The 15,105-nt window shown below is 60.9% G+C and carries 17 protein-coding genes; all 17 read right to left on the bottom strand.

Going from position 1 to position 15,105, the window contains the following annotated elements; translation table 11 throughout:
- Positions 1–10: 10 nt before the first annotated feature.
- The gene (ftsH, locus tag NYP16_RS13200; RefSeq protein WP_274944626.1) at positions 11–1,933 is read right to left on the bottom strand and encodes an ATP-dependent zinc metalloprotease FtsH; all 1,923 of its coding nucleotides are present in this window, start codon (positions 1,931–1,933) and stop codon (positions 11–13) included.
- A gap of 134 nt (positions 1,934–2,067) precedes the next feature.
- On the bottom strand, positions 2,068–3,306 hold the full coding sequence (gene tilS / locus NYP16_RS13195) for a tRNA lysidine(34) synthetase TilS (protein ID WP_274944625.1): 1,239 nt from the start codon (positions 3,304–3,306) through the stop codon (positions 2,068–2,070).
- Positions 3,297–4,337, bottom strand: coding sequence for an NADP(H)-dependent aldo-keto reductase (locus NYP16_RS13190; protein ID WP_274944624.1), 1,041 nt, complete (start codon positions 4,335–4,337; stop codon positions 3,297–3,299). The genes tilS and NYP16_RS13190 overlap by 10 nt, the downstream gene beginning before the upstream one ends.
- 27 nt (positions 4,338–4,364) lie before the next feature.
- Positions 4,365–4,613 carry a hypothetical protein gene (locus NYP16_RS13185; RefSeq protein WP_274944623.1) on the bottom strand — a complete coding sequence of 83 codons (249 nt, stop codon included), beginning with the start codon at positions 4,611–4,613 and terminating at the stop codon, positions 4,365–4,367.
- A 168-nt stretch (positions 4,614–4,781) separates the two neighbouring features.
- The gene (gene ybgF, locus NYP16_RS13180) at positions 4,782–5,666 is read right to left on the bottom strand and encodes a tol-pal system protein YbgF (protein ID WP_274944622.1); all 885 of its coding nucleotides are present in this window, start codon (positions 5,664–5,666) and stop codon (positions 4,782–4,784) included.
- Positions 5,667–5,867: 201 nt separating this feature from the next.
- Complete coding sequence (gene pal / locus NYP16_RS13175) at positions 5,868–6,386, bottom strand: peptidoglycan-associated lipoprotein Pal (RefSeq protein WP_274944621.1); 519 nt, start codon at positions 6,384–6,386, stop codon at positions 5,868–5,870.
- A 186-nt stretch (positions 6,387–6,572) separates the two neighbouring features.
- The gene (gene tolB / locus NYP16_RS13170; RefSeq protein ID WP_274944620.1) at positions 6,573–7,964 is read right to left on the bottom strand and encodes a Tol-Pal system beta propeller repeat protein TolB; all 1,392 of its coding nucleotides are present in this window, start codon (positions 7,962–7,964) and stop codon (positions 6,573–6,575) included.
- A 7-nt stretch (positions 7,965–7,971) separates the two neighbouring features.
- Positions 7,972–8,853 (bottom strand): hypothetical protein, encoded by an 882-nt coding sequence (locus tag NYP16_RS13165; RefSeq protein ID WP_274944619.1) that lies wholly within the window; start codon positions 8,851–8,853, stop codon positions 7,972–7,974.
- Between the two features lie 24 nt (positions 8,854–8,877).
- Positions 8,878–9,333 (bottom strand): protein TolR, encoded by a 456-nt coding sequence (gene tolR, locus NYP16_RS13160; RefSeq protein WP_274944618.1) that lies wholly within the window; start codon positions 9,331–9,333, stop codon positions 8,878–8,880.
- Entirely contained in the window at positions 9,333–10,052 is a 720-nt protein-coding gene (tolQ, locus tag NYP16_RS13155) for a protein TolQ (protein ID WP_274944617.1), read from the bottom strand. The genes tolR and tolQ overlap by 1 nt, the downstream gene beginning before the upstream one ends.
- Positions 10,053–10,113: 61 nt before the next feature.
- Positions 10,114–10,542: a tol-pal system-associated acyl-CoA thioesterase gene (gene ybgC, locus NYP16_RS13150; RefSeq protein ID WP_274944616.1), complete on the bottom strand. Its 429-nt coding sequence runs from the start codon at positions 10,540–10,542 to the stop codon at positions 10,114–10,116.
- Positions 10,539–11,579, bottom strand: a complete 1,041-nt coding sequence (gene ruvB, locus NYP16_RS13145) for a Holliday junction branch migration DNA helicase RuvB (protein WP_274944615.1) — start codon at positions 11,577–11,579, stop codon at positions 10,539–10,541. The genes ybgC and ruvB overlap by 4 nt, the downstream gene beginning before the upstream one ends.
- Complete coding sequence (ruvA, locus tag NYP16_RS13140; RefSeq protein WP_274944614.1) at positions 11,576–12,190, bottom strand: Holliday junction branch migration protein RuvA; 615 nt, start codon at positions 12,188–12,190, stop codon at positions 11,576–11,578. The genes ruvB and ruvA overlap by 4 nt, the downstream gene beginning before the upstream one ends.
- On the bottom strand, positions 12,187–12,705 hold the full coding sequence (gene ruvC, locus NYP16_RS13135; RefSeq protein ID WP_274944613.1) for a crossover junction endodeoxyribonuclease RuvC: 519 nt from the start codon (positions 12,703–12,705) through the stop codon (positions 12,187–12,189). Before ruvC ends, ruvA begins: the two co-directional genes overlap by 4 nt.
- Positions 12,706–12,831: 126 nt before the next feature.
- Positions 12,832–13,575 (bottom strand): YebC/PmpR family DNA-binding transcriptional regulator, encoded by a 744-nt coding sequence (locus NYP16_RS13130; protein WP_274944612.1) that lies wholly within the window; start codon positions 13,573–13,575, stop codon positions 12,832–12,834.
- Between the two features lie 81 nt (positions 13,576–13,656).
- Positions 13,657–14,472: a TIGR00282 family metallophosphoesterase gene (locus tag NYP16_RS13125; RefSeq protein ID WP_274944611.1), complete on the bottom strand. Its 816-nt coding sequence runs from the start codon at positions 14,470–14,472 to the stop codon at positions 13,657–13,659.
- Complete coding sequence (locus tag NYP16_RS13120) at positions 14,469–15,062, bottom strand: 5-formyltetrahydrofolate cyclo-ligase (protein WP_274944610.1); 594 nt, start codon at positions 15,060–15,062, stop codon at positions 14,469–14,471. The genes NYP16_RS13125 and NYP16_RS13120 overlap by 4 nt, the downstream gene beginning before the upstream one ends.
- Positions 15,063–15,105: the final 43 nt, after the last annotated feature.

The following is a 15,105-nucleotide window of genomic DNA, read 5'->3' as shown; positions in this document are numbered from 1 at the left end:
GCTCACGCTTTCAAAGACCGGCCTGAGGTTCTGCCGTACCGCCCGTATCGCCACCGCGTCCGGCTTCCGGCACGGTGGAGGCACGCGGCCGTTCGTCAGGTCCGCTCGATTTGTTGTCTTCCACCGGACGGCTGATGGTTTCGCCGCGCATCAGCGCCCGCACCTCTTCACCCGACAGGGTTTCATATTCCAGAAGCGCCTTCGTCACCTTATGCAGATCATCAATATGATCGTTGAGGGCCTTCCGCGCCGTGGCTTCAGCTTCTTCCACCAGAACCCGCACTTCCTGATCGATCAGGCGAGCGGTGTCTTCGGAAATATTCTGCGACCGCGATACCGAGTGACCGAGAAACACCTCGTCCTGATTCTCGCGATAGCGCAACCAGCCAAGCTTTTCGCTCATGCCATAGTCCATGACCATGGCCCGCGCCATGCGGGTCGCCTGGGCAATATCATTGGACGCCCCGGTGTTCAGTTCGTCCTTGCCGTAAATCAGCTGTTCGGCAATACGCCCACCAAAGCAAAGCGCCAGCCGCGCCTTCATCTGCTTCATGTTCTGGCTGTACCGGTCACGATCCGGCAGGTTCCAGGTCACGCCAAGCGCACGGCCGCGCGGAATGATCGTCACCTTATGCAGCGGATCATTATGCGGCACGATCAGGGACACCAGCGCATGACCGGCTTCATGATAGGCGGTCGAGCGTTTTTCATCCTCGGTCATGACCATGGAGCGACGTTCCGCCCCCATCATCACCTTGTCCTTGGCAGCCTCGAATTCGGCCATGGTGACAACCTTCTTGCCCCGACGCGCCGCCATCAGCGCCGCTTCGTTGACAAGATTGGCCAGATCCGCCCCAGAAAATCCGGGCGTCCCGCGCGAGATCGTCTTTGCATCCACATCGGCGCCAAGCGGCACCTTGCGCATATGCACCTTGAGGATTTTTTCACGGCCATTCAGATCGGGGTTCGGCACCACGATCTGACGGTCGAACCGGCCCGGCCGCAACAGCGCCGGGTCAAGCACGTCCGGACGGTTGGTGGCAGCCACCAGAATGATGCCTTCGTTCGCTTCAAAGCCGTCCATCTCGACCAGCAACTGGTTCAAGGTCTGTTCGCGTTCGTCATTGCCGCCGCCAAGACCGGCGCCGCGATGACGCCCGACGGCGTCGATTTCATCGATGAAAATAATGCAGGGAGCGTTTTTCTTTGCCTGTTCGAACATGTCGCGCACGCGGCTTGCACCAACGCCGACAAACATTTCCACAAAGTCCGAGCCCGAGATCGAGAAGAACGGCACATTGGCCTCCCCCGCGATGGCACGCGCCAGCAGGGTTTTCCCGGTACCCGGAGGACCGACCAGCAAAGCGCCCTTCGGAATGGTGCCGCCAAGGCGCTGGAACTTGCCCGGGTCCTTGAGGAAATCGACGATTTCTTCAAGTTCTTCCTTGGCTTCGTCAATCCCGGCCACGTCATTGAAGGTGATCCGGCCCTGTTTTTCGGTCAACAGCCGCGCCCGCGACTTGCCGAAGCCCATGGCCCGGCCGTTTCCGGCCTGCATCTGGCGCATGAAGAACACCCAGACGCCGATCAACAGCAGGAATGGCAGCAGCGACATGAAGATGCCGGCCAGCAGATTCTGTTCCTCAGGCTTCGCCGTGATGCTGACCCCATGCTGGGTCAGACGGCTGACCAGCATCGGATCGTCCGGCGCATAGGTGCGGAAATTCGTATTGTCGCCCTTCGTGCCGGTGATATTCCGGCCCTCGATGGTCACTGCCCGCACATTGCCCTGTTCGACATCTTGCAGGAACGTCGAAAACGCAATGTCTGTCTGCGCCCCTTGCCCGGAAGACCCCTGAAAGAGGTTAAAAAGTGCAAGCAACACCAATATGATAACAGCCCAAAGGGCGAGGTTCCGTCCGAGATTTCCCACGGTGTCGAGCTTCCTTCTCCGCCAGACCCCAAGCGGCCAGGCAAAAACCAACCTAATAAATAGGTGCTTTCCAAACCGCAAACAAGCAGCGAGCCGCAGAAAAGCGGCCGATCGTCAAGAAAGACGCTCTGAATTCAATAAAATAAGGCGCGAGCTGGTTGAAAACAGGCAAAAATGCCGCGTCGCAGCAAATTTTCCGGAATGGCCACCCCGTCCATCACCGGCAGCCCCAGGCATCTGTCGCCATCCCACAACCCCGGCAGGGATCGCCGCACCGCCGCCGGAAGCCCCGGAATGTCACCGCCCGCAAAACGTCGAACCACCAGCCCCTCAGCGTCACCGCTCAGACGAAACCGCCCGTCCCACATCATGCCGTCCTGAAACGCCGTCTGCTCATCGGCCAGAGCCTCCTCGCGCAGGACCCGCCACCGGCCCACACCCGTCTCGATCCGGCAACCGCCCAGCGTCGCCCCGCGAAAATCCAGCCGCGTCACCCGCGCCATCAGCCGGTCAAGATCCTCCCCACGCGGCGGATAGGTCAACCCGCCCACCGTCATCAAAACCGCCTGCCAGGCCGCCCGACGCAATTCAGGATCCAGAAACGGCGGTGCCGCCAATTGCGCGAACCCCGCCGGATGCAGCACCACATCGCGCACCAGAAGCGGCCCAAGATCGCGCGCCTCAAGCGTCGCCGCCTCGCGCGCCGCGTCCGCCGCCACCCGCCACCGCGCCGCTTCGACCTCATCCATACCCTGACGCACCCGCACGCGGGCATAGGCCGGATTATGGTTGGACGGATCCTCGATCCAGTCCTCCCCCCGCGCCCGGAGATAAGCCTCAAGCGCCACCTTCGGCACCGTCAGCAACGGCCTGAGAAGGCGTGGCCAGCGTGGCCCCGGCAGCGGCGGCGGCGATATCGCCGTCATGCCCTGAAGCCCCGCAGTCCCACTGCCCCGTTCAGCCCGGATCGCCACCGTCTCGGCCTGATCCCCGGCATGATGGCCCACCAGCAGATGCAGAATCCCGCGCGCCCGGCAGGCCCCGAGCATCAGCTCATAGCGTGCCTCCCGCGCCCGCATCTGCACGCCGCGCCGGGGCTTTTCACCGCTCCAGACCAACGTCTCATGGGCAATGCCCAACGCCGCCATGCGCGCCGCAACCCCGGCCGCCTCCGCCGCAGAATCCGCCCGCAACCCATGATCGACCGTCAGCGCCAGCACCATTCCCCCACGCGCCCGCGCCCAGGCATCCGCCAGCAGCACCAACGCCATAGAATCCGCCCCGCCAGACAGCGCCACCGCCAACCGTGGCGCGGTCTCGAACGGACCAAGGGGCGCCATCAGCCGGGCGAAATCGTCGTCGCTCAGGGACAAGGGATCACATGCTCCCGATGGATGGCCTCGATCTCGGCCATGATCTCATCGCCAAGCTCGACCTCCGCTGCCTTCAGGTCGATCTTCAGCTGATCGAGACTGGTGGCCCCGATGATGGTCGCCGCGATGAACGGCCGCGTGAGCGTGAAGGCGATAGCCATCTGTTCCGGCACCAGCCCGTATTTCCGGGCGAGCGCCACATATTTCTCGATCGCCTGGATCCCGCTCGGGGTCTGATAGCGATTGAAATCCGCAAACAACGTGAACCGCGCCCCCTCGGGTTTCGCGCCATTCAGATATTTGCCACTCAAAGCGCCCATGCCCAGGGGAGAATAAGCCAGCAAGCCGACCTCCTCCCGCAGCGCGATTTCCGACAAGCCGATCTCGAAACTGCGATTGAGCAGACTATAGGGATTCTGGATGGTCTCGATCCGCGCGAGCCCAGCCCGCTCGCCATGATGGAGATGCCGCATCAGTCCCCAGGACGTTTCGTTCGACACCCCGAGATGGCGCACCTTGCCCGCCTTGACCAGCGCATCGAGCGCCTCAAGCGTCTCCTCGATCGGCACCATATCCGGACGATCGCGCAGCTCGGTCACCCCAAGCGTGCCAAAAAAATTCGACGGCCGCTCCGGCCAATGGGTCTGATAGAGATCGATATAATCGGTCCTGAGCCGCTTAAGGCTCGCGTCCACCGCCGCCATGATGTTGGCCCGATCAAGCCGCACCTGGCCGGGGCGAATGGTCGGCGTCATACGCGGCCCCGACACTTTGGTGGCAATAATCAGCTTATCCCGATCACCCCGCCCCTGCAGCCAGCTGCCAATAACCTCCTCGGTGCGGCCGTAATAGTCAGGGTCCCGCGGCACCGGATACATTTCCGCCGTATCAATGAAATTAACCCCCTGCGCCACGGCATAATCCAGCTGTGCATGCCCCTCAGCCTCAGAATTCTGCCGCCCCCAGGTCATGCTGCCCAGACAGATCTCGCTGACCCTAAGCCCGGTGCGCCCCAGATTTCTCATCTTCATGCCGTAGAACTCCGCTTGTCCGTTTCATCAGACTTTTGTTCCACAGCCGCCCCACGAAGTAAACCGGCATAACCACGCCCCATCCGTCCAGCCGGAGCGGCCCAAGATCTGGATCGCCACGCCGCGAACGCGGCTCGCGATGACAACCGCCTCATTGCCAAGTCCAAACACCGGCACTTCACGGTTCCACCGCAGGAACGCCACCCGCATGCCATCTTCAGCAGCAGGCGAATAAGCAGCCGGGTAAACCACGCCCCATCCGTCATTGCGAGGCATCTGCCGAAGCAATCCAGTCTCGCCACCACCCGGGAGCGCGGCCCAAGATCTGGATCGCCACGCCGCTAACGCGGCTCGCGATGACGGCCGGGACCGCCTACTACTTACGGCAAGCTATTTTTTCGCGAACACCCACACTCCACGGTTCCGCTCGAACACCAGTCCGGCTTACTTACAGCCCGCCACCTTTTTTTCCGCCGGCATGCGATCTTTCGCAGCAGGCGAATTGGGGAAGCGGGTTTTCAGTTCGGCGAACACGGCGCAGGCATCCTGGGTCTGTTTGATCTTGGTCAGCGAGATCCCGATCTTCAGCAGGTAATCCGGCGCCTTGGCGCTTTTCGGATAGGCCTGATAGCCTTCAAGAAAGACCTTGGCGGCCTGATCATATTGACCGCGCACGAAATAGGTCTGACCCAGCCAATAATTGGCACTGCCCGCCAGCTCATCCTTCGGGTTCTGGGCGAGGAAGCTCTGGAACGCGCTTTGGGCTTCCGGATATTTGCCCTTGCTGAGCAGCGCATAGGCGTAATTGTATTTTTCAATCGGCGTCCCGCTCGGCAGCGCCCCGCCGGTGCTGGCCGTCGCTGCCCCGCCAGAGGCTGCGGGCTCGCCATAACCGCCACCTTCAGTTTCCGTCATGCCGCCACCGGCCGAGGCCGTGCCGCCCCCCGTGCCACCCTTGCCCTCAAGGCTGTTGAAACGGAATTCCGTATCCGACATGAAGCTTTCAAGACGATGCGCCAGTTCATCGTTCTTGTGGCGCAATTCCTCCACCTGCCCGGTCAGTTGCTGCAGGCGGCTTTCAATCGAATTGACCCGCACATCCATATCGGCCAGCGGGTTCGCCACCGGAGCTTCGGGTTCGCCCTCGTCCACCGGCGGAACATAACCGCGGCCAAACACCTTGCGCTGAACCGCCGTCAGTTCTTTTTCAAGCTTGTCGACCCGCTTGCCAACATCCTGCGCCGAGGCCGGACAGGCCATGCAGACAACCATCCCGGCCACCACGACCGCGAGGAATGCGCCGCGCACAACAGATATGGACAACCCCATGGACTCTCTCCCTGAACTCTGGCCCGCAGTGAGGCCCCGATCTTGATCCACCGAACAGCGGCTGACGACACTAGCCCGAGATTATGGCTATAGCGTGCCCGTTTCAGTAAATGCAAGGGGCCAATTGATGCCCTTTAAAACCAAGAACCCGCGTCCTTTGCAGGACGCGGGTTCCGGTAGCTCAAGCGAAAGCTGTGAAGCTTATTTCACAACCATCACGTCGCGACGGTTTTGCGACCAGGCGCTCTCGTCGTTGCCGACGACAGCCGGGCGCTCTTTGCCGTAGCTGACGGTTTCGAGGCGGCTGGCGTCAAGGCCAAGTGCCACGAGGTAGTTCTTAGCGGCATTCGCACGACGCTCGCCGAGGGCAAGGTTGTACTCGCGGGTGCCGCGTTCGTCACAGTGACCTTCGACGATCACGCTGACCGAAGGATATTTCTTCAGCCATTCACCCTGCTTGCGCAGCGTGGCCTGTGCTGCATCGTCAAGGTCATACTTGTCGAACGAGAAGAAAATACGATCGCCAGCGGTCTGGTTCAGATCTTCCTGGCTGCCAGGAACCGGACCAACCGGAGCGGGAGCAGGCTGCGGCTGCGCAATAGGAGCCGGAGCAGTTTCCTGCGTGGTCGGCTGTTTCTTCTGGGTGTTGGCGCAAGCGGCCAGCAGAAGAGTCGTTGCCCCCACGAGGAGGACTTTAAGACCAAAGCTTCTCTGAAGCATTTCGGGAGTTCCTTCCAAAGTGTTTTTGTCCGAGCCTGATTACTGAATGGTTTTTGGGCAAGCCCCCAGCCAGACATCAATTCTCATTTTACGAGTTCAGGAAAGTCCTCAACGTACATCCCCTTTTAAAGACATATCGCTGATTCTAAATTTCTCTCAACGCTGTAACACTATAAGCGCGACCTGTCACCTTAGCAAGGGCGACCATGCCGGGTCCGAGGCGTCGAGCGGCGTGATAATCTTGCGAAGATTATACCCTGTCAAGTCTACAGACCAAAGACTTGTCGCCCCGCCCTTGCCGTTCCGATCATAGGGATCTTTACGGTAGAATATGATCACACGTCCGTTCGGCGCCCATGTCGGCCCTTCTTCCATGAAGCTTTCGGTCAACAGCCGCTCGCCTTTGCCGTCAGGCCTCATGACGCCAATGTAAAAACGTCCTTTGGACTGTTTTGTGAATGCGATCAAATCCCCGCGCGGCGACCACACCGGCGTCGCATAGCGGCCATCACCAAAGCTGATCCGCCGCACGTTGCCGCCGTTCGCATCCATCACATAAAGCTGCTGGGTGCCGCCACGGTCCGAGTTGAATACGATTTCCTGACCGTCCGGCGAATAGCTCGGCGAGGTGTCGATGTTCGGATCGGCCGTCAGACGCCGCGATTTGCGGGTGCGGAGATCCATTTCATAGATATCCGTATTGCCGCTCGCCGCCATCGAGAAGATAACCTTGTTGCCGTCCGGTGCGAAGCGCGGGGCAAAGGTCATGCCCGGATAGTCGCCCAGAAGTTCCTGGGTCCCGGTGTCGATATTGTAAAGGTAAACCCGCGGCCGATTATTGTAATAGGCCATATAGGTGATTTCCTGCGCCGTCGGCGAGAATCGCGGCGTCAGCACCAGATCCTTGCCCGAGGTCAGAAAGCGGTGGTTGTAGCCGTCCTGATCCATGATAGCCAAACGCTTCTCGCGCTTGTTCATGGGGCCGCTTTCGGAAATATAAACGATGCGGGTGTTGAAATAGCCGTCTTCCCCGGTCAGACGCTTATAGATCGCGTCCGACACCATATGGGCCACCTGTCGCCAGGTGCGCGGGGCCGAGAAATACTGCAAACCGGTCATCTGGCTTTCGCCATAAACGTCCCACAGGCGAAATTCGACCCGCAAGCGGCCGTCCGTCTGCAACTGCACCTGACCGGTCACCAGGGCCTGCGCCCCGATCCCGCGCCAGTTGCCGAAATTGGGCCGTCCGCCCGGCGTTTCACCGGCGTTGATGAAGGCTTTCGGATCGATGGTGCGAAACAGGCCCGACCGCGCGAGGTTGTTGGTGATCACCCCGGCAATATTGCGCCCGATCTCATCCGTGCCACCTTCCAGCGTCTTTTCAGCCGCCACGCCCGTGAACGCCGTGATGGCGATCGGCAGCGGGTCGACATTGCCCTTGGTGATATCCACCTTGAGCACCGCCCAGGCCGGAGCCGGAACCGCGATCAGGAAAAACGCGGCAAGGACAAGGCAGAGCCCTGAAACCACAGATGAGACTTTAAAACGGGCGATGTCTGCGCCGCGATCAGCAACCATGTCAGTATTACCCTCCAAGCATATCTTTGGGGTCGAAAATCAGCTCGGTATCGCGCCAGATATCATAGGTATCCGGCGGTAGTTTCAAAGGCGCACAGCGCTGCACGGCCCGGCGGGCGCTGTCGGCGGCGGCGCGGAAACCTTCCTGGCCAGCCATATTCATGCGTCCACTATCGACGATTTCCGGAGCCCTGGCCAGCGCCCCATTGGGCTGCAACCAGATGCGGATACGCACCTGCAGGTTCTCGGCCAGGCGCGCGCCGGCAGGTACTGTCCAGCAGGGTTCCACCTGAGCCCGGATCAGCCCCTGAAGATTGGCCGCGATGCGCGCCTTATCCATGGGCGTGCGCGACGGGCTGTCGCTTTGCACCGGCGAGGTGCGCTTCAGAATCTGGCTCACGTCCAGTTTCTTTTCGGTCTTTTCGTCCGGCGTATCTTCCTTGATCCGCTTATCGAGAAGCGCCGAAAGCTTGGTCGGGTCGAATTTCTTCTGCGGCTGATCGGGGCGCCGCTGCGGCGTCACTTCAGGCGTCTTGGGCTTGGGCTTTTCTTCTTTTTTCTCGGGCTCGGGCTTCATTTCCGGCACCACGTCCTCGGGCGTCTGCGGCTCTTCGGCGGCAGTCTGCGGCTCGGGCTTCGGTTGCGGCTTCGCCTCTTCCGGCGTCTCCGGCTTCAGTTCCGGACTGGGCTCGGTTTCAAGCTGCTGCTTTGGGTCAAGCTCGGCCTTCGGCGGCGGCGCGCTCGCATCCTCGCTGATCTCCTGCACGAGATCGACGGGAACGATCGCGGGCTCGACGAACTCGCGGGTCATGAAATGCGGAATGCCGAACATCGCCACCAGGATGACGATCAGATGCCCAACGGCCGATATGATTATCGCTTTACGCAACGCTGGCGCTTTCTGGACGAACGGTTACTTTTTCTTCTGCGGCGGCGGCGGCGAGGTGACCAGGGCGACCTTGGTGAATCCGGCGCCATTCAGCGCCCCCATCACCTCGGCCACGCGGCCATAACTCGTCTTTTCGTCGCCACGTACATAGATGCGGCTGTCGCGCTTTGAATCAGCAATGGCCGACAGGCGCGGGGCCAGCTCATCAAGCGCCACCTGCTCGTCCTGGATATAGACGTTGCCCTTGGCGTCGATGGAGACCGCCAGCGGCTTGCTATCCTCCTGCATGGGACGGGCACTGGTCTTCGGCAGATTGACGTCGATCCCGACGGTCAACAGCGGCGCCGCCACCATGAACACGATAAGCAGCACCAGCATGACGTCCACCATCGGCGTCACGTTGATGTCGCTCATCGGACGCGCGCGGCGGCGGTAATAGCCGCCCCCGCCGGATCGCGGCCCCTGGAACTGGGAACCCATTAGTGCGCCCCTTCATCAAGCTGACGCGACAACAACGTGCCGAACTCGTCGGCAAAGCCATCGAGACGATTGGCATAACGGCCGATATCGCCCGAAATCTTATTATAAGCCACAACCGCCGGAATGGCCGCAACAAGGCCAAGAGCGGTGGCGAACAGCGCCTCGGCAATACCCGGCGCCACCACCGCAAGCGAGGTGTCATGGCTCATGGCGATGGACTTGAAGCTGTTCATGATGCCCCAGACCGTCCCGAACAGGCCGACAAACGGCGCAGTCGAACCTACGGTCGCCAGAAAATTCATATAGCCTTCAAGCCGTTCCATTTCCCGCGTCACGGTCACCCGCATGACCTTTGAAATACGGTCCTGCAAGCCCATGGTCTTGGCCAGACCCGACGTCTGTCCGACCGAGCGCTGCCATTCCCGCATCGCCGCCACGAACAGCATGGCGAGCGGGTGATCGGGATTGTTGCGCACCCGCTCATAAAGGCTCTCAAGCGAGCGCCCGGACCAGAACTCGTCCTCGAACATATCGGCTTTGCGCGTCACCGTTCTGAGGTTGCGAAGCTTTTCGACAATGATGGCCCAACAGCCGACTGAGGCCAAAAGCAGCACGATCATAACCGCCTTGACGACGATATCCGCCTGCATAAACAATGCCATGATCGAGAAATCGGTCATTGTTCCACCGAGATCCGTCGCGCTTACCACATCCGACATAGGCCACAACTTTCTTAAGTCTGCAAACTGGTGGAAATATAATCCCTTGCGGGGCAATCCATCATAGAAGCATGTTGAAAATATGGCGGAGCGGGCGCGGAAAGCGTCTTGGCGCGCCACTGTCGCCAATGGCCGCGATCGTCACGCTGCCGCGCACCAAAAGCTCATCCCCGCGCCAGACCTCCTGCGCCATGACGGCGGACGCGCCAGCCACGGACAGGAATTTCGTACGCACCTCAACCATATCGTCAAACTTTGCGGGGCGAAGATAGTCCAACTCGACGCGGCGCACCACGAAGAACAGAGGGCCATCTTCGCTTCCCGCAATCAACGCCCGCTGATCGACCCCGAGAAGCCGGAGAAAGTCCGACCGCCCGCGCTCCATGTATTTGAGATAATTGGCATAAAAGACAATACCTCCAGCGTCTGTATCTTCATAATAGACCCGGATCGGCAGCAGATGGACCTTATCTTCGATACGTCCGCTCACGCCTCATCTCCGGGCAGGAGATCCAGTTGCGGGGCTCGGGCCGCTGCGGGCGGCGTCAGGCCGATATGACCATAGCCTTTCTGCGACAGCATGCGGCCGCGCGGCGTCCGCTGCACAAAGCCCTGCTGCATCAGATAGGGCTCGATGATGTCTTCGATGGCGTCGCGCGGCTCCGACAGCGCCGCCGACAGGGTCTCCACCCCGACCGGGCCGCCGCCGTAATCAATGCCAATGCATTTCAGATAGCGGTGATCCATGGCATCAAGCCCGCGCGCATCCACCTCAAGCCGCAACAGCGCCCCGTCGGCCACCCGCGCATCAATTTGTTTCGCCCCCGCAACAAGAGCAAAATCGCGCACCCGGCGCAGCAACCGTCCAGCCACGCGCGGCGTGCCACGGGCCCGGTTGGCCACTTCCCGCGCCCCATCATCAGTCATGGCCACCTCAAGGATGCGGGCACCGCGGCGCACGATTTCCTCAAGCTCATCCGGCGTATAGAACTCAAGCCGGGTCGGAATACCAAAGCGATCGCGCAACGGCTTGGTGATCAGGCCCGACCGCGTGGTTGCCCCAACCAGCGTAAAGCGCGGCAGATCGATCCGCACCGAACGCGCCGACGGCCCCTCCCCGATCATCAGATCCAGCTGAAAATCCTCCATGGCCGGATAGAGAATTTCCTCCACCGCCGGATTGAGGCGATGGATTTCATCGATGAACAGAATATCGTTCTGCTCAAGATTGGTCAGAAGCGCCGCAAGATCCCCGGCTTTCGCGATCACCGGGCCCGAGGTCGCGCGAAAATTGACCCCAAGCTCCCGCGCCAGAATCTGCGCCAAGGTGGTCTTGCCCAATCCGGGCGGACCGTAAAACAGCACATGGTCCAGCGCCTCGCCCCGCTGGCGCGCCGCACTGATGAACACCCGCAGATTTTCCCGCGCCTGTTTCTGGCCGATGAAATCATCAAGCCGCGCCGGGCGGATGGAATTATCGGCATCCTCATCCTGACGTTTGGCCGCGATCAGTCTGTCCTCGCTCATGGCGCAAGCTCCTTAAGCCCGGCCTTGATCAGCGCCTGCAACCCAGCCCCCGCGTCCATATCCTTGGCCGCCCGCGCCACGGCGGCAAAGGCGTCCGCCGGACGATACCCGAGATTGGTCAGAGCCGAGACCGCATCGGCAACCTCACGATTGCCGCCGCTGTCCGCCGTCGCCGCCTGCGGCAGCGTAAGCCCGCTCGCGACCGCAAGCGCGCCGACCTTGTCCTTCAATTCATTGACCACACGTTCGGCCAGCTTGCGACCAACGCCATTGGCTCGGGCCACCGCCGTCTTATCCTGCGCCGCAATGGCCTGCGCCAGCTCATCCGGAGCCAGAACCGACAGAATCCCAAGCGCCACCCGGGCGCCGATCCCCTGCACCGTCTGCAACAACCCGAACCAGTCGCGTTCCGCCGCATTCAGGAACCCATAGAGATGGATATGATCCTCGCGCACATGTGTGACGATGACGAGGCTCGCCGCCCCGCCCGCCCCCGGCAACCGGGCCAGAGTGCGGCCCGAGCAAAAGACCAGATAGCCGACCCCGTTCACATCGAGAATGACCCAGTCTTCTCCCGTGCTGTCGACGATCCCTTTAAGTTTCGCAATCACAATTTAACCCCGATCCGCCGCGCAACATCCTCAAGTCGACCGCCATGATGCGCATGACAGATGGCAACCGCAAGGGCATCGGCGGCATCGGCCCCGGTGATTTTCACCCCCGGCAGCAAAACCCGCACCATGGCATGAATCTGATCCTTGGCCGCATGGCCTGCACCGACCACTGCTTTCTTGATGTGATTGGGGGCATATTCCGCCACCGGCAAGCCATGGAGCGCCGGAACCAGCATCACCACGCCGCGCGCCTGGCCGAGCTTCAGGGTTGAAACCGGGTTCTTGTTGACGAAGGTTTCCTCGACCGCGGCCGCCACCGGCTCCCAGTCCTGGATCACCTGCACCAAGCCGTCATACAACTGCCGGAGCCGCACGCTCAAATCCGCGTCCGGCTCCGATTGCACGGTGCCATTGGCCACATGGGTCAGCCGCGTCCCCTCGACATCGATAATCCCCCAGCCGGTTTTCCGAAGTCCGGGATCAAGGCCGAGGATACGGCGGCGATTGCTCATGCTGGCTTCTGTCCCCTACTGTTATTCAAGTTCGGAATATTGCCTAATGCAGCTTCCCGACAACCCAATTTTTCGTGTCATCCCCGCGAAAGCGGGAATGACAGTCAGTATGGGAGTAACAGGCAATTACCCAAGCTTGGCCAAGATGTCGTCCGGCACATCGTAATTGCCGAACACGTTCTGGACGTCGTCGCTATCGTCGAGGGCATCGAGCAGCTTCATCAGCGACTTCGCCTGATCCTCATCGACCGTGATCAGGGTCTGCGGCTTCCAGATGATCTTGACCGACGTCGCCTGACCGAATTTGCCGACCAAGGCTTCGCGCACCAGATTGAGGTCTTCCATGCTGCAATAGATCACATGGGACTCTTCGTCCGACACCACGTCATTGGCACCGGCTTCAAGCGCCGCTTCGAACATAGCATCCGAGTTTGCGACCGCGAGCGGGAACAGGATTTCCCCCACATGGTCGAACTGATAGGACACCGAGCCCACTTCGCCCATATTGCCGCCGCTTTTCGAAAAGGCCGAGCGCACTTCGCCCGCCGTGCGGTTGCGATTGTCGGTCAGGCTGTCGACGATCAACGACACGCCGCCCGGACCAAAGCCCTCATAACGGACGCTTTCATAGTTCTCGCCTTCGCCGCCCATGGCCTTTTTAATGGCACGGTCGATATTGTCCTTGGGCATATTCTGGGCGCGGGCGTTGTCGACCGCCACCCGCAGCCGCGCGTTCGCGTTCGGGTCCGGCAACCCGGACTTCGCGGCCACCGTGACTTCGCGAGCAAGCTTCGCGAACAGCATGGAGCGCTTCTTATCCTGCGCCCCCTTGCGGTACATGATGTTTTTAAACTGGGAATGACCAGCCATGACCTCACTCCATTGATCTGAAATGATTAAGGATATGTTGGCGTTTTCTCTAGCCTATGCCGAGAAAGAATTCCAGTGTCGTCAAAATTCCGGAAACGTTGGATGGAGCCGCGCGCCAAGTCGCACCGGGTGAACCCGACGGGCGAGCCCAGTCGCATCATCGGTCTCGACAAACACTCCACAGAGCGTGCCCTCACCCATGGCCGGCGTAAAGCGCCCACTTGGGATCTTGCGGGTAAAGCGTTGCAAAGGCTCAGCCTTATCCATGCCGATCACGGAATTATAATCACCGCACATGCCGGCATCGGTCTGATAAGCCGTGCCACCCGGCAGAATCTGGGCGTCCGCCGTCGGCACATGGCTGTGCGTTCCGACCACAAGGGAGGCCCGGCCATCGCAAAAATGCCCCATGGCCATTTTTTCGCTGGTCGCCTCACCATGCACATCCACCATGAGGAAATTGACCGAGGCCCCAAGCCCGAGCTTGCTCAGAACCCCTTCGACTGCGGCAAAGGGATCATCCAGCGGGTCCATGAAAATCCGCCCCATGACATTGATCACGACAATGCGCCGTCCCTGCCGGTCTTCATAGACCCCGACACCCCGGCCCGGCGTGCCGACTGGAAAATTGAGCGGGCGCAACAGACGGTCATCGACATTCATGGCCGGAATGATCTCGCGCTGGTCCCAGGCATGGTTGCCGCTGGTGATCACATCAACCCCGGCGGCGAACAGTTCCTCAGCGGTTTTCGTGGTGAGCCCGAAGCCCGAGGCGGCGTTTTCGCCGTTTGCGACCACGAAATCGATCCCGAGCCGGGCCCGCAGATCCGGCAGATGGTCCTGAACCGCAGACCGTCCCGACCGGCCGACCACATCCCCGAGAAACAGAACCTTCACGCCACGTCCTTTCCGCGCCAATACATCGCCTTGTCGGTGACCACGCCATCAAGATGAGCGTCTTCCTCCGTAACCGGCACCTGGCTCACATGCTGCTCGTCATAGGCAAAGCCATAGGCGCGGATCCGCGCCCCGCCATCGCCGCGCAACTGCACAAGCGTGCGGTCGTAATATCCGCCGCCATAGCCAAGCCGCATACAAAGATCGTCAAAGGCAAGCAAAGGCGTCACGATCACGTCGGGCCGCACCACGGCAGCGCCATCGGGCGGCACCCTGACGCCATGATGGCCCTCCACAAGGGATTCGCCAGGCACCCAGGCCCGGAATTCAAGCGGCGCATCGCGAGCTGTCACCACCGGCAGGGCAAGGCTGAACCCTTCGATCTCCAACAGATCAATCAGGGGAAACGTGCTGAGCTCATCGCCAAGCGGCCAATAAACGGCAACGCAGGCCCCGGACAGAACCTCCGCCGCCCCCAACGCGAACAGCATATGTCGCGCCGCCTCATCGGCTGCGTTGTCTTTCCGACTCAAGGCTACACGCCGCGCTTTCATGTCACTGCGCAGGCGCGCCTTTGTCTCTGCTGTCACGGGATCTCTCGGGAAGCTTGTGAGCCCCCGCCACGGCGGGGAT

The sequence above is a fragment of the Govania unica genome, from assembly GCF_027920805.1.
In the GTDB taxonomy this organism is placed as follows: Bacteria; Pseudomonadota; Alphaproteobacteria; order Sphingomonadales; family Govanellaceae; genus Govanella; species Govanella unica.
Note: the sequence above shows the minus strand (reverse complement) of the source record. Positions and strands in the feature narration are given on the sequence as shown.

Bases quoted from the DNA above. Each gene is read 5' to 3' on its own strand.
- NYP16_RS13190 (WP_274944624.1), bottom strand. From the start codon at position 4,337: ATGAAGATGAGAAATCTGGGGCGCACCGGGCTTAGGGTCAGCGAGATC.
- NYP16_RS13185 (WP_274944623.1), bottom strand. From the start codon at position 4,613: ATGCCTCGCAATGACGGATGGGGCGTGGTTTACCCGGCTGCTTATTCG.
- ybgF (WP_274944622.1), bottom strand. From the start codon at position 5,666: ATGGGGTTGTCCATATCTGTTGTGCGCGGCGCATTCCTCGCGGTCGTG.
- pal (WP_274944621.1), bottom strand. From the start codon at position 6,386: ATGCTTCAGAGAAGCTTTGGTCTTAAAGTCCTCCTCGTGGGGGCAACG.
- tolB (WP_274944620.1), bottom strand. From the start codon at position 7,964: ATGGTTGCTGATCGCGGCGCAGACATCGCCCGTTTTAAAGTCTCATCT.
- tolR (WP_274944618.1), bottom strand. From the start codon at position 9,333: ATGGGTTCCCAGTTCCAGGGGCCGCGATCCGGCGGGGGCGGCTATTAC.
- tolQ (WP_274944617.1), bottom strand. From the start codon at position 10,052: ATGTCGGATGTGGTAAGCGCGACGGATCTCGGTGGAACAATGACCGAT.
- ruvB (WP_274944615.1), bottom strand. From the start codon at position 11,579: ATGAGCGAGGACAGACTGATCGCGGCCAAACGTCAGGATGAGGATGCC.
- ruvC (WP_274944613.1), bottom strand. From the start codon at position 12,705: ATGAGCAATCGCCGCCGTATCCTCGGCCTTGATCCCGGACTTCGGAAA.
- NYP16_RS13130 (WP_274944612.1), bottom strand. From the start codon at position 13,575: ATGGCTGGTCATTCCCAGTTTAAAAACATCATGTACCGCAAGGGGGCG.